The following is a 13,804-nucleotide window of genomic DNA, read 5'->3' on the forward strand; positions in this document are numbered from 1 at the left end:
GGGTTTGTTTTACCTGCCACCCTCCGTAACAATCAACGTCCAGTCCGCCAAGTCTGGAACATCTCAAGCCACCTTGCTCAGCAGCGCTGCAAATTTGCGCTTGGCATCTTCAACGGCATCGGCGATATCCCGGGCGGCATTGCTCGATTCGCTGCGATAAGCCTCGGTCAGGGCAAGCATATCGGTCTGGAAACTCAGCGTCGCATCGGCCAAGGCGCGCACCGAATCGACCCTTATGGTTGACCCGTAGCTGGCTTTGACCGCTGCAGCCAATTGCGCGTTGGCGCTCGCGCCTAATGCTTCCACACCTTGACTGATGCCTTCGGTCGTCGCGTTGAGCGTTTCAGTGGCTTCGGCCAAGCCGCTGGTGCTGGTGAACGAAACGGCCAGTCCGGTCAACACGACCTCGTTGGTCGAGAAGAACGACACCATGCGCTGATATTGGCGTTCCTTGATCACATGCACTTGATTGATCCGGGCGAAAACCATTTCGGCAGTGTTGTAGCCAACCTTGAGGTCATCTGCGATGTCCTTGACGATCTGGTAGCGCTTGTCTTCATCCTGCAACGCGCGCACGGCTTCGTCGCGGCGCAATTCCAGCGCTGCGCGACGGGCTGGCTCTTGATTATCGGCAACGGCTACTTCGGTATTGGCAGCGTTGAGTGCGTGAGTGCGCTGTTCCAGCGCCTGGCCGGCGAGGGCGAGGACTTCTTGAGCGTCGACTTCAGCGGCTTTCATGGCCATTCGAAAGTCCATGTACGACTCCAGAATCACCGTTTCTCTAGCGATTTGGTCGTTGGCCGATTTGCACACTTTCAGATAATTCTGGCGAATGTCGTTGAAACGATCGGGAATCGAGCCCCGACGCAGTTTCATCCAGCTCAGCTTGAGCTTTTCCAGAGTGTCGAGCCGACCGTCTTCCATCCAGCCGGCCATCGCCGCGGCGTCTTCGCGAATCGAGGTGAAACTGCGAGTGATGTCCATGAATCGGGTGGAGATATCCATGCCCTCAATTTGCTCGCGGACCATGCTGTTGAAGGCGGTTGACTGTTGCAGCACCGATGCAATGGAGGTGACTTTGGTGGTGTCGTACTGAGCCACCCGGTCCAGCAAAACCAAGACCGGCGCATCCTGAACGGGTTGAAAGAGATTGATGCCGATGCTGCGTAGGCCAGTGAGTGCCCGTTCAAGGTAGTTGCTCATCGAGTGTCCTTTCGTGATGGTTACGCTGCTGGAGTGAGGCGAGGGCGAGTATAACGTTCGGTCAAGCCGTGCGGCGGCTCAGTTCAGACGGCACGTTTGCCATACAGCTCCTCGTTACGCGCCTGCATCGCCAGCAGCATCAATTCATTCTGGCGATTGGTCGCGTAGTTGATCCGCTTCGCCAACAACCCGTCGAGCCAGCGCTGAAAAAAATTGTGGCGGTACTGATCGGTGCCATACCCGCGCTTGCGCAGGAAGACGTACGCCTGACTGTTGTTGTAGGCGAGCAGTTTTTCCCGGCATTCCTGGCGGATATCTTCGTAGTCTTTTGCGCTCGGGACAGCACCGCGTTTAGGCGATTGGTCGCTGACGTCAGGCGCATTTTTGTCGATGGCGTAGTTCATGGTTTTACCCGTTCGGCATCCTGTCGGGATGGCTGATAATCACCGTTGCATAGCCAGTCATTGTTTCTGGACTGCCACGCCAGCGATGGTATTGATCACGTCTCGGTAAAAATTGCTGTAAGCAAAAAACGTTTGCTGGTAGTCCTTCTCGTTGTCCAGGCGTTCAAGTTGCTGTTCGAGAAGATCCAGACGCTGCTGCAAATCGCTTGATCGCGCAAGCGCCGCCGCCGATTTCGGGTTCTGGCGCACCTCGCGGATCCCCTGGCGCATCCAAATAATCGCGCTGGCGGATTTCAGGTCTGCACTGGTTTGCGACAGCGCTTCGGAGACTGCCTGTTGTTCTTCCTTGAGTGCGGCCAGTTGCAATTCAGCTTCATTGGCATTGTCCGCCGTGATCCGCCTGCCGATTGCCAGCGCTTCGTCCAAGTCATCCACCGGCAGCGCCTGCTGAGCGCGAGTAAGCAGGCGGGTGACGTTCGCGTCCGGGGCCTCGGTGTTGCTTTTGAGCAAAGTCGCCAGCAAGGTGCGCCTCGTCTCTAAAGTCATATTCAAGTCATAGCTTTTTTCGCTGTGGCGTGCAGCCGCTTCAGCGAGAACACTGACCGGCGCATGCGGCACGCCAGCCGGATCGAAGTGATCAGCCAACAGCATGGCACCCAACATCAGAGCCACAATTGCAATCCAGCACCCGGGATGCAGTGCGCTCGCGTCATCGGGTCTGACCGTACGATTGGCGAGATTTTTGACCAGCCAGGCGTCGAATCTCTTGAGCGGTGGCGCCTCGAACATCAACCGACGGGCGAAAAACTGGCGAACACCTTGCTCGATCAAATCATCGTCAAAAGCGATGTTGTTGCTCAGGTAATAGCCACGGATACGCTCGGCAATCTCCGCCCGGCGCCGGGGCAGGTCGAGGTGCTCCTGCACCTGCTTCTGCTCATGGCGCAGTCGGTCGACGAACGCCATCGCCATTAGCTGCTCGGAGAGTGGAACGCTGCTCATCAGGTGTCCTTGGTGATGTTCTTGGAGCGCACGGTGGCTTTTATTTGGACCAGTATCCGGAGGCCTTCAGTCTTTTATTCACATGACTGATTTTTTTCTCGGCAGCATTTGCATCACCCTTGGCGAGATCTGCCTGGATGGCCTCCATGTTCATCTCCAACTCCTCAAGTATTTCTTGCGGCACGGCCCTGGAATTCTTGCGACTTATCAGCCTGTTGGCACGCGAGATTTGCAGCGCCAAAAGCTCGGAAGGGTATAGATCCTTTTCAAGCTCCCAATAGGTTGACTGCGCGGCGTCGCTGCTCGCATGGCTGCGGACGTGTTCCAACTGCTCATCAAGCTCCGCCAAGCGTCCATTCAGATCGCTGAGTTGCGCTGCCACCGCGGCGCGCTGCGGGTCTTGCAACATCTCCTTGACCCGTTCACGAACATCCAGAATGCCTCGAGCGAACAGCATGCTGGTTTCAGCTTCGTAAAGGGCTCGGCTTATTACGTACCTCTCTTGCTTAAACGCATTGGCCTGCGCCTCGATGTCCGGCAGGTTGGCGGCACTCACCGGCGCAGTGCTGCCGACGTCGGCGCGTATATCATTGGCGGGGAGCAAATCCTGCGCACGCTTGAGTAACCCGCTGACATTCGGCGTCGGCTGCTGGACATTCCTGCGCTGGAGCGTTGCCAACTCCCTCCGATGCTTTTCCGCGATCGTATAAAGACGTTGGCGTTCTTCGCGTTCTTCCATGGCTGCAGCCGAGACCTCGGCGATCTTTGCCCGGCTGTAAACCGGGGTGTCGGGGCCTGGTATCAGCCACCACCCGCCCACTGCCAAGGCAACTGCCGTGAATAAAATCAAGCGGCCCGATGACTGCGTTCCGCCACGCTGACCAAGTTTCTTGACCAGCCATTCATCGAAGCCGTTGAGCGGCGGCGCTTCGAACATCAACCGGTGAGCGAACACCTGACGCACGCCTTGCTCGATCAGAGCATCGTCAAATGCAATTTGATTGCTCAAGTAATAGGCGCGGATGTGGGCTGCGATTTCAGCGCGGCGGCGGGGCAGATCGAGGTGTTCCTGAACCTGCTTTTGCTGATGGCGCAACTCATCGACGAAGGCCATTGCGCCCATCTGTTCGGAGAGTGAAATGCTGCTCATCGGGTGTCCTTTCCATGTCGCGGCTCGGCGTGCGCGGCGCAGTATACCGAAGCCAAAATCGAAAGTGCGTGCGTGATGAAGCTGATGCCATAAACGATCAGCGAGTTGTGCGGGCGCGCAATGTCGCTGATTTGACAAGCCACCGCGTACCAAACACTATCGCCCCATGTAGTTACCCAAGGCCCCGCCAGCAATGGACGGGGCTTTTTAGTTCTCCGTCCACGGATGGTTAATGGAGATTGAGATGTTCGACATCAGACGTGCCGTACACAGCGATGCCCAAGTAGCATTCGATATACGCCTTCGCGCGATCCGCCATCAATGTATCGGTGCGTATACCGCAGAACAGATGCTGGCCTGGACGGCTGGCGCTGCCGAGGATGGTTACGACGTTTTGATGGATAAGTATTTTTATCTGGGATGTGTGAAGGGTGAGCCTGTGGCGACCGGAGTGCTGGATCTGGAGGGCAGGGAGATTGGGGCAATCTTTGTATTGCCGGAGTTCATGGGGCACGGGATCGGCCTGAAAATCCTCAATCATCTGGAAGCACTGGCGCGGGATCTGGGGCTAACCGAGGTGAAACTGGACGCAACTTTAAATGCGGCAGGCTTCTATCGCAGATGCGGATACGTTGGCCAGGAAGTGTCTATTTACCATTCGCCTTCTGGGCTTCGGTTAGCTTGTGTGCCAATGGTGAAAGAGCTCGTAGATTAAGTTGATGCGAAAAGATTATAGAACGATTTTAATGAACTGATCTGTCGCTTTTTTTAGTGGTTAATACTTTCAAAAGCGAAATATCTTACATACATGTCCTTTGGGTAGCATGGGCGTGTGCGATTAGCAGGATAATTCTGTAAGACCATTCTGATATTGCAGAGATGAGGGTTTTTTCTGCATTACACAAATCAATTGAGGTTAAAATTTAGCGGCGTAGCGAGATGTTGTGTTTAGAGTTTGTATTTTGCTTGTGGGGAATATTAATTTCAATATTATGAGAATAAATTCGTGCGTATAAAAAATACTGTGGATGCAGTTGTTTTGTTTTCCTTGTCGCTTATCCTCTGCTGGGTTTATACAATTTTCTTTATCTGGTTGCTCAGAAAACTTGTACCTCTCGAAGGAATTATTCTGCAAGCCATGACACTCTTGATTTTTCTGGTATTCGGAGTTATGCATTATCTTTATTATATGCCAGCGCTAAAGGCTAATTTGACAGGGCTTTCAGAGCCTCCTAAAAAGTCACCGTTGTTTGTTGTATATTTTGACATGGTGGGTGGTTCGATGCTGTCTACATTTTTCATTATGGCATTTGTTGAAGAATTTGTTTCCTTGGGTGAGGCCATGCATATGGTTGTAACCTACTTGGTATTCATCGTTTTAATATCAACTTTATTTATCAGATTCAAAATTAAGCTTGGGTCCCCTCGTCGACGATGAGCTACAAGGCTGAGTGTGTTCGCTTCTATCGGGAATCGATATGCTCTTTCGCAGTTAATTTTTATTTGTCATCAGTATCTTGTTTGATTGGAAACTCATTCTTTAATGACAGTTCGTCGTTTATGGACTTAATTGTTATTGCATCAATAAGTCCTTCAAATACCAGGGATAGCATTCCCGTTTGCTTATAGGCGTGCTCATAATTCAACGGATCTATGTGGAAAAATTCTATGGATTTCTTTTTCCGTACAGTTCTGAGAATGCCGTAGATCGATAGCGCTAAGTCAGTTGAATAATAGGTGATATTTCCTTTGGAGACGTCGCCGTTAATTGTTTGATAACCTTTTCGGATCGGGCCAACAACACCGGGCGCTTGCGGGCCATTGTAAATATTTCCTAATCCCTCGTAGATGTTATTACTTCCATGAGCGATGTAGGCGCCGCCGGCAAGGAAATTAATTCCTCTAGAATTTTTGAGTAATGAAGTGCCGGTCTGCACTTGCATTACTCCTGCTAATACACCCACACCGTTTTGAGCATAAAAAAGCGCTTTCGAAGAAAGCTCCGCGTATTCCAATCTAATTTCTCGTAACGCCTCCTGCGCACTTATAATTCCTTCGTCTACCGCGGCGATTATTTCATTCGCGTAAGAAGAAACAATCGAACTGAATTGAATCTGCATAAAGCTATCGAAAAACTGAGTCGCGCCCAGTGTGCAACCGAACGCGATCAGGTCTGACGCGGCTCTTGTTACGTCATGGATGTCGCACGTTGACTCATTCACTCTGGTTGCCCCAAGTACTGTATGCGCTTGTGCCTGCATGGATATGTGTCCAGCTGATATCGCGGTATCTGATGGAAACCAGTTCTTGAGGCTGGGCTTCATTCATATGGAGGGCGTGGGGGACTTGCAGTGTGATGTGGGCAACTCGTGCGCCGGTCAGTTTGATTGAATAGTATTTATCCTGGCCGCCGGCCGGGGATGTTCTGTAGAGGTTGATGATGCAGTCGACTTCTTCTTGTTCATGCAAGGCGGTTGCCAACAGTGGTGAGGCTTTATCAATGTTTTTGGTGATCATGATGGGCATGTGTTGACCCCGCCCATTTGACGTTCCGCCATCGTTGCCCGCGATCATGTTGTGCGAGTAGGCCAGCACCATGATTTCATCTTCATGGCCGATTTGGCATTTGTTGCCAATAGAACTGATGCTGGAACAACCGGCGGAAATCAGACCTTGTCTGTTGCCCGTTATGCTCATGTAACTAATGCTCGCCACGAATATATCCTTTTAGTGGGTGATCATCGTGTATCAAGAGATGCTCGGAGACAGGAGTTTATGGGGTTTATCTGTTGAGTTGATTGTTGAGATGGAAAACAGAACCGTCCTACGTTCACTCGGATAATCCGACTACAGAAGTTGCCCATGATTAACGCATGCACGCAAAAAACCCGCAAAGCTGCGGGTTTTTTATGACTTGAATTTAGTTACTTCGGTTTTGGTTCATCAAACCCACGCTGCTCAATCACGCGAAATACGTCGTTGATATCCTGGAGCAAAATCCGCGCGATGTTGGTGACGGTGTTGATGTCGTTTTCGGCGTAGTCGGGGAGGCTGGTGCAGGCCATGAGGTTGAGGTATTTGAGCACGGCGTTGAGGCGTTTGCTGAGGCAGTTGTGCAGTTCCCGAATGGGCGCGTTGGCGTCGATGTGGAGCACAGGGTAGTCGGTTGCGAGTTGGGACATTGGGGTGAAACGGCGGGGCGGGTTTTCATTTGTCATGGGGCTCCCTCATTGCACAGGCTGTTTTCCTACAAGATTTTCAGACGTTGATTTAAGCAATCTCACCGGTATCGAAACGTATTTCCCTGGCGCGCAAAAAACCATCATCACCTGAGCCCCGCCACCGGAACTTCTCCTGCGGCTGATGTCAATCTGATAGCCTTTCGCGGCGCTCAGAAATGCAGTTAAAGCAGTGCCAGGCTGTTCCTGGTCAATCATGGAAGTGTGAAATGAGACTAGTCCTTGCCGTTTTATTGATGTTCAGTGGTTACGCTTTCGCCAGTTGCGGCAACATTGCTGACAACGATCAGCGCGCTTACTGCATGGCGAAAAACAATGGCCAGAGCTGCGGCAATATCCAGAATTCGGATTTGAAAGCGGCGTGTGTTGCCGAGATGAATGGCGGCTCCTGCGGCAACATCAGCGACAACGACCAGCGCGCTTACTGTATGGCGAAAAACAATGGCCAGAGCTGCGGCAATATCCGGGATTCAGATTTGAAAGCGGCGTGTGTTGCCGAGATGAACGGCGGTTCCTGCGGCAATATTTCCGACAATGACCAGCGTGCGCTGTGCGCGGCGAAGCAGAACGGTCAGAGCTGCGGCAATATTCGTGACAGTGATTTGCGCAGTCAGTGTGAGGCGCAGAAGTAGGCAGGGATGGTGAGGGTGGCGGGAGGTTTTGGGGCCACTGCGCGACCCAACGGGGGCGAGCCCCCTCGCCACAGGTTTGATATTCGCGGAAAGATTTGAGCAGGCATAAAAAAGCCCCGGGTTAACGGGGCTGTTTTTTATGTGCTTCGGCTATTGCGCACGGTGGGTGCTGTGTTTCGGCCCGGCGAGTGCCCAGGCGATCAGGCCAAACAGTGGCACAAACACGATCACGACGATCCACACGCCTTTGTTGTCGACCTTGCTGCCGCTCTTGATCACTTTGTTGATTGCCCACAATTCAATAATTACCAGTACTGCCGCGAGCGCGATCCAGACGTATTCGATTTGCATTAGCCACCTCCTGAGTGTCATGTCGTTAGGTAGGCGAAGGCGGGCAGGGTTCATTAAATTTGTGAATTGAGCGCGAGTTTCGGGGATAGGAAAGCAAATCCCCCAAGACAACCTCAACCCTGTGGCGAGCGGGCTTGCCCGCGTTGGGTCGCGCAGCGGCCCTGATACATGCAACTGCGGAGCGTCAGTTGCACCGCGGGCAATGATTTTGCGACTGCTGCGCAGTCGAACGGGGGCAAGCCCCCTCGCCACAGGGTGTTTATATTGCTGCAGATGTGTGTTTAGCCAGCGGAAAGAGCCGGGGTACGCGGCGGAATCTGGCGTTTTGACCCGGTCGCCTCAAACGCTGCAGCCAACCGTAACAACACCGAATCATCGTAAGCACGCCCGGCAAACGTCAGCCCGACCGGCATGCCAATATCTGCCATCACACCCATCGGCACAGTCACCGTTGGCACGCCCAAATGGCGGATCGCCAAATTACCGTTGGCCACCCAAACCCCGTTGCTCCAGGCAATGTCCGCCGACGCAGGATTCACATCCGCATCCGCCGGCCCGACATCGGCCACCGTCGGGAACAACACCGCGTCCAGTCCCAGCCGATCCATCCAGTCTTCCAAATCCAGCTTGCGCGTCTGCTCCAGTCCGCGCAGGCCGTCCGGCACGGTGCTGATCTGGTCCCACGGGGTGATGCCGCGCTCGGCCATGCGCACGTATTCGTCCATGCCCGCCGCCAAGTCGCCCTCGCGATTGGGCAGGGTGCCGGGGTCGTGCGGGAAGATCAGTGGGCCATCGACGTCGGCCAGACGGTTCAGTTTCGGATCACCGTTGGCCTGCAGGAAATCATCAAACGCCCACGCCGTCAGGTCCCACAACTCGTGGTGCAAAAACTCCTTGGACACGATGCCGCGATTGAACACGGTCGGCGCGCCCGGACGATCGCCTTCGCAGTTGGACACCAGCGGAAAGTCGACTTCAACCACTTCAGCACCAGCCGCTTCGAGCGCCTGACGAGCCTGTTTCCACAGGGCGATGACCGACTCGCGCGTGTTGATCCGCTGCCCCGTCGGGCCGCCGATGCCCGGCGCCTCGGAGGTGCCTGCGTCAGCGTCGGCGTTGATGTACATGCGCGGCACACCGAGACGTTTGCCGGCCAGCGCTTCGGGTTTCGCGGCAAGTTCGGCGTACGACACCGGGCGCACCGAAGCCACGCTCGGGATCGGCACCCACGGCTGCATGCGCCACAAGTCGCCACGGGTTTCGGTGTCTTCGGCGACCACCACATCCAGCACTTCCAGCAGGTCGGCCATGGTCCGGGCGAACGGCACGACCACGTCCATGGTCGGCGTCAACGGCCAGTTGCCGCGCACCGAAATCACCCCGCGCGATGGCGTGTAGGCGCACAGGCCATTGTTGGAGGCCGGGCCGCGACCGCTGGACCAGGTTTCTTCCGCCAGACCGAATGCCGCGAAACTGGAAGCGGTGGCTGTGCCGGCGCCATTCGATGAGCCGGAGGCAAAAGGCGCAGTGAGGTAATCGGCGTTGTACGGGCTCTCGGCGCGGCCATAGACCCCGCGCTGCATGCCGCCATTGGCCATCGGCGGCATGTTGGTTTTGCCCAGGCAAATCGCCCCGGCGCCGCGCAGGCGTTCGACGGTAAACGCATCGCGATAGGCGACCAGATCCGCGAACGCCGGGCTGCCCGAGGCGGCGGTCAAACCTTTGACCAAATAGCTGTCCTTGGCTGTGTAGGGAATGCCATCGAGCGGGCCCAGCGTTTGACCTTTGGCGCGACGGGCGTCGGCCGCTTTTGCCTCATTGAGGGCTTCGGGGTTGCGCACCACCACGGCATTGAGGGCAGTGGCGGTGTCGGCGCCATCGTAGGCGTCGATTCGCGCCAGATAGGCCTGCACCAACTCAACCGCCGTGGTCTGGCCCGATTCGAGCGCAGCGCGCAGCTCGGCAATGGAAACCTCGGTGACCTCGATCATGTTGTTCTCTCAAATTGGCTGTTCGTAAAGGGACGGGTGCACCGCGTGGGGTGCCAGCGTCCGGGAAATCTCAGTGCGCTATTTAACACCAAGCCGCGCAATAGAGGCAGCGCCGTGAGGGCAGAGAAAGTTGTGTCACATGAAGATACAAAACTGTCGCATTTGTTAACAATTGCTGTTCACAAATGAGAATGATTCGTTAATATGCCGGGCAAAGCGTAAACCCTTTGCCCTGCATCAAGCGCCTCACGCCTGAAGGTTGGCCTGCAAAGTCGATACGTCTCCTTTCCCTTTGCAGGATCTTCGAGATGCTTCGTTCGTTCACACCCACGTTCACCGGTGCCCTGGCGCTCAGCTTTTCCGCGGTTGTCATGGCCGAGACCCCACCGACGGAACCGCCAAAACCCCAAGATGGCGCAGGCCAGTTGACCCTCGGGAATGTGAACATCAACGCCGAAGCGGGCATCGCTGGCAGCTCCACCACCGAAGGCACCGGCTCCTACACCACCGGCGCGATGACCACCGCGACCAAACTGCCGTTGTCGATTCGCCAGACCCCGCAATCGGTCAGCGTCATCACGCGCCAGCGCATGGATGACCAGGGCATGAACGACGTCAACGACGTGGTCAAATACGCGCCCGGCCTGACCCTGCGCAAGTTCGGCGGCGACCGTCAGCAGTTTCTCGCGCGCGGTTTCACCATCGATAACCTGATGTACGACGGCCTGCCGACCAGCCTCAGCACCTTCACGCTCGACACCATTACCGGCGCCGACCTGGCGATGTACGACCGCGTCGAAGTGGTGCGCGGCGCGACGGGCCTGATGACCGGCGCCGGTAGCCCCTCGGCAACCTTGAACCTGGTGCGGAAGCGTCCGACCGCGACGCCGCAAGTGAGCATCACCACCAGCGCCGGCAGTTGGGATCGCTACCGCACTGAAGTCGACGCCTCGAACAAACTCAACGAGGCCGGCACCCTTCGTGGTCGCGTCGTCGCAGCTTATGAAGACGACAAAAGCTACATCGACGTCCGCGACAAACAGCGCCAAACCTTTTACGGCGTGCTGGAAGCGGACCTGAGCGACTCGACCACGTGGACCCTCGGCGCCTCCAAGCAGCGTGACGACGCCACCTCTGACTGGGGCAGCTTGCCTTCCGGGCGCAATGGCGAAGACTTGAACCTGCCGCGCTCGACGTTCCTCAGCAACGACTGGGCTTACTGGGATCGCGACAGCGTTTCGATGTTCACCGACCTGACCACGCGCTTCGACAACGGCTGGACCTCGCAACTCGCGTTCGCGAAGATCTGGGCCGAATCCAACACCTTCTCCAGCTACTTGAACCCGGCAGCCGGCGGCGGTTTTACCCAGTCTTCGGGTCAGTACGACACCACCGACGTGCAAACCAACCTCGACGGCTCGCTGTCGGGCCCGTTCCAATTGTTTGGGCGCGAACACGAGCTGACGATTGGTGCGAGCCGGCGGCAGGAAAAGTTCGATCAGAAGGGTGGTTTCTGGAACGCGGCGACGCCGGTCGATATCTACAACTTCGATCACAGCGTGATTGAAAAGCCTGACATCGCCAATCGCCAACCCTACGAAAGCCGCAACACCGCAACCGAGCAAGGCATTTACGCGGCCGCGCGCTTCAACCCGATCGACCCGTTGCACGTCATCATCGGCAGCCGTTTGAGCTGGTACGACTACGACAACCGCTCGGGCGCCGGCGACTACAAAGTCACCCAGGAAGTCACGCCGTACGCCGGCATCATCTACGACCTGAACGACACGTACTCGGTCTACGCCAGCTACACCGAAATCTTCAAGCCACAAACCCAGCAAGACGTCAGTGGCGCCGTGCTCGACCCGATGACCGGCGAGAGCTACGAAATCGGCCTTAAAGGTGAATACTTCAACGGCGGTTTGAACGCTTCTGTCGCGCTGTTCGACATGACCCAGGAAAACCGCGCCTACGCGATTCCTGATCAACCGGCGAGCTGCCGCGCCACCAACCGCACCTGCTACGAAGCCGCCGGCGAAGTCCGCAGCCGCGGCATCGACACCGAAATCAGCGGCGCACTCACCCCTAACTGGCAAGCCTCGGCGGCGTACACCTTGGTGCTGAGCCAATACGTCAAGGACCGCACTTACGACAAAGGTGAGTTGTTCGCGCCGAATCAACCGAAGCACTTGTTCAAAGCCGCGACCACCTACCACTTGCCGGGCAACCTGGAAAAGGCTCGCATCGGCGCCAACGTACTCGGGCAGAGTTCGACCTACGGCCGCGTCGGCACCGGCCACGCCGAGCAGGATGCTTACGCGGTGGTGGGCCTGATGGCCGGCTACGAAATCGACGAGCACTGGGACGCGCGGGTCAACCTGAACAATGTCTTTGACGAGAAATACTGGCAGGGCATCCCGACCGCCAGCGGCAGCGGCACTTATGGCGATCCGCGCAACGTGATGTTCTCGTTGAAGTGGACGCTTTGATGCAGAGTTATGAATTAACAAGCTAGCGCGGCAACTTCAGAAACCCCGGTCATTGATCGGGGTTTCTTTTTTTAAGCGGGGCAGGGGGTTTCTCGTCAGGCGGAAAGTCGGTACTACTAATCACTGCGAACCAATCCGCATAAGGCGTATTGCGCACCTGTCGCCGATTAAAGTCAGGCTCACCGTCCGCCCACCAAACCGGCCCGCGCTCGCCGAGCGCCACTTTGGCCGCCTGCACATGAGCCCGCGCAGCCTTCATCTGCGCCGGATCGCCAGACGCTTTTGCCGCTTTGACCTCACGGCGCGCCGCCATCAGCTCGTCGACCCAACCTTGTCGCTCAGCTTCACTCAGCGAAGGATTGCTGCAGCGCCACAACTGGCCTTTCACCACAAAATAACGCCCGTCAGGCGTGGTCGGGTGCATCAGCGCCAGTACATCAATTTGAACTCAGGCTGACCGCCCAGCCTCGAGCCATCGGGGCGCGGCGTTCGCGATAAACGCTCACTGCAACAGGTGGTTGATGACGGCGTGCGATTCGCAGCACTCCCCACAACATCGCCAAGGCTACTGCCATCCAGGCCGCGATCATGCTGAAGATTGTCATTGCAAGGCTCATAAATTCCTCCACTGCTTTGTCGTCTTCTTGCTCTCCTTATAGGTGACCCTGGGTTTTTCAGGGGATTCAAATTTTCTGCATTTGGATTAATTCACCCGCGCCAGCGCCGTGCTCGCGCGCAACGTCACCTCGAACGGCAACACCACATGCCGCTGCGCAATCGGCTGCTTCTCGATCAGCGCGATGAGCATTTCCACGGCTTTCTGGCCGAAGACTTCGGCGGGTTGGGTGATGGTGGTCAGCGGCGGGTCGCAGTAAGCGGCGAACGGGATGTCGTCGAAGCCGACCAGTGAAACGTCTTCGGGCACGCGCAAGCCTTGTTGTTTGATCTGCTTCAGCGCGCCGATGGCCATTTCATCGTTTTCGCAGAACAGCGCGGTAGGGCGCTCGGGCAATCGCAACATCGCCGCCGCGCCGTCGTCGCCGGCCTGCAAACTGAAGTCGCCGTGGCAGATCAGTTCGGGGTCGCACGTGAGGCCGGCGTCGCGCAATGCATCCTGATAACCGGCGACGCGCTCGCGGGTCAGCGGGCTGCTTTTCGGGCCTTTGATCAGGCCGATGCGCCGGTGGCCGAGGCTGATCAGGTGTTCGGTCATGGCTTTCGCGGCGGCGCGGTTGTCGAGGCTGATGGTCGGGTGGCGGCCGCCCTGAATCACTTCGCAGGCGTTGACGATCGGCGGCAATTCGGCGTTGGGCGCGGACGCTTCGAATGGGTCGTAGGCGCGC

Annotated in this window: 16 protein-coding genes; 4 read left to right on the forward strand and 12 right to left on the reverse strand. The window is 56.4% G+C overall.

Going from position 1 to position 13,804, the window contains the following annotated elements; genetic code table 11:
- Positions 1–63: 63 nt before the first annotated feature.
- The 4 genes from BI292_RS20955 to BI292_RS20970 form a co-directional block, all read right to left on the reverse strand.
- Positions 64–1,203 (reverse strand): merozoite surface protein 3b, encoded by a 1,140-nt coding sequence (locus tag BI292_RS20955; protein WP_101209020.1) that lies wholly within the window; start codon positions 1,201–1,203, stop codon positions 64–66.
- Between the two features lie 83 nt (positions 1,204–1,286).
- Positions 1,287–1,607 carry a hypothetical protein gene (locus BI292_RS20960; protein ID WP_101209021.1) on the reverse strand — a complete coding sequence of 107 codons (321 nt, stop codon included), beginning with the start codon at positions 1,605–1,607 and terminating at the stop codon, positions 1,287–1,289.
- Positions 1,608–1,664: 57 nt separating this feature from the next.
- On the reverse strand, positions 1,665–2,609 hold the full coding sequence (locus tag BI292_RS20965; RefSeq protein ID WP_101209022.1) for a DUF6384 family protein: 945 nt from the start codon (positions 2,607–2,609) through the stop codon (positions 1,665–1,667).
- Positions 2,610–2,649: 40 nt separating this feature from the next.
- A complete protein-coding gene (locus BI292_RS20970) occupies positions 2,650–3,759 on the reverse strand; it encodes a DUF6384 family protein (protein ID WP_101209023.1) in 1,110 nt (369 codons plus the stop codon).
- Positions 3,760–4,003: 244 nt separating this feature from the next.
- Between BI292_RS20970 and BI292_RS20975 the strand changes: the two genes are divergently transcribed.
- The gene (locus BI292_RS20975; protein WP_101209033.1) at positions 4,004–4,474 is read left to right on the forward strand and encodes a GNAT family N-acetyltransferase; all 471 of its coding nucleotides are present in this window, start codon (positions 4,004–4,006) and stop codon (positions 4,472–4,474) included.
- A gap of 291 nt (positions 4,475–4,765) precedes the next feature.
- On the forward strand, positions 4,766–5,197 hold the full coding sequence (locus BI292_RS20980; protein WP_101209024.1) for a hypothetical protein: 432 nt from the start codon (positions 4,766–4,768) through the stop codon (positions 5,195–5,197).
- Positions 5,198–5,258: 61 nt separating this feature from the next.
- Here BI292_RS20980 and BI292_RS20985 read toward each other — a convergent pair whose 3' ends face one another.
- The 3 genes from BI292_RS20985 to BI292_RS20995 form a co-directional block, all read right to left on the reverse strand.
- The gene (locus tag BI292_RS20985) at positions 5,259–6,020 is read right to left on the reverse strand and encodes a DUF4225 domain-containing protein (protein WP_178076608.1); all 762 of its coding nucleotides are present in this window, start codon (positions 6,018–6,020) and stop codon (positions 5,259–5,261) included.
- Positions 5,974–6,474, reverse strand: coding sequence for an Hcp family type VI secretion system effector (locus tag BI292_RS20990; RefSeq protein WP_092280360.1), 501 nt, complete (start codon positions 6,472–6,474; stop codon positions 5,974–5,976). Before BI292_RS20990 ends, BI292_RS20985 begins: the two co-directional genes overlap by 47 nt.
- A gap of 209 nt (positions 6,475–6,683) precedes the next feature.
- Positions 6,684–6,977 (reverse strand): fructose-bisphosphate aldolase, encoded by a 294-nt coding sequence (locus tag BI292_RS20995; RefSeq protein ID WP_101209026.1) that lies wholly within the window; start codon positions 6,975–6,977, stop codon positions 6,684–6,686.
- Positions 6,978–7,207: 230 nt separating this feature from the next.
- Here BI292_RS20995 and BI292_RS21000 point away from each other — a divergent pair, with 230 nt between their 5' ends.
- Positions 7,208–7,630, forward strand: a complete 423-nt coding sequence (locus BI292_RS21000; RefSeq protein ID WP_101209027.1) for a hypothetical protein — start codon at positions 7,208–7,210, stop codon at positions 7,628–7,630.
- 150 nt (positions 7,631–7,780) lie between these two features.
- Here BI292_RS21000 and BI292_RS21005 read toward each other — a convergent pair whose 3' ends face one another.
- Positions 7,781–7,981: a PLD nuclease N-terminal domain-containing protein gene (locus tag BI292_RS21005; protein ID WP_092280366.1), complete on the reverse strand. Its 201-nt coding sequence runs from the start codon at positions 7,979–7,981 to the stop codon at positions 7,781–7,783.
- A gap of 281 nt (positions 7,982–8,262) precedes the next feature.
- Positions 8,263–9,972, reverse strand: a complete 1,710-nt coding sequence (locus BI292_RS21010; protein WP_101209028.1) for an amidase — start codon at positions 9,970–9,972, stop codon at positions 8,263–8,265.
- Positions 9,973–10,280: 308 nt separating this feature from the next.
- Between BI292_RS21010 and BI292_RS21015 the strand changes: the two genes are divergently transcribed.
- Positions 10,281–12,461 (forward strand): TonB-dependent siderophore receptor, encoded by a 2,181-nt coding sequence (locus BI292_RS21015; protein WP_101209029.1) that lies wholly within the window; start codon positions 10,281–10,283, stop codon positions 12,459–12,461.
- Positions 12,462–12,510: 49 nt separating this feature from the next.
- Here BI292_RS21015 and BI292_RS21020 read toward each other — a convergent pair whose 3' ends face one another.
- The 3 genes from BI292_RS21020 to BI292_RS21030 all read right to left on the reverse strand — a co-directional run.
- Positions 12,511–12,885: a hypothetical protein gene (locus BI292_RS21020; protein ID WP_101209030.1), complete on the reverse strand. Its 375-nt coding sequence runs from the start codon at positions 12,883–12,885 to the stop codon at positions 12,511–12,513.
- 13 nt (positions 12,886–12,898) lie between these two features.
- A complete protein-coding gene (locus tag BI292_RS21025; RefSeq protein ID WP_101209031.1) occupies positions 12,899–13,078 on the reverse strand; it encodes a hypothetical protein in 180 nt (59 codons plus the stop codon).
- Between the two features lie 86 nt (positions 13,079–13,164).
- Positions 13,165–13,804: substrate-binding domain-containing protein (locus BI292_RS21030; RefSeq protein WP_157831288.1), on the reverse strand; the 640-nt coding region annotated here is incomplete at its 5' end.

This window comes from Pseudomonas sp. 43NM1 (assembly GCF_002836905.1).
Taxonomy (GTDB): Bacteria; Pseudomonadota; Gammaproteobacteria; order Pseudomonadales; family Pseudomonadaceae; genus Aquipseudomonas; species Aquipseudomonas prosekii.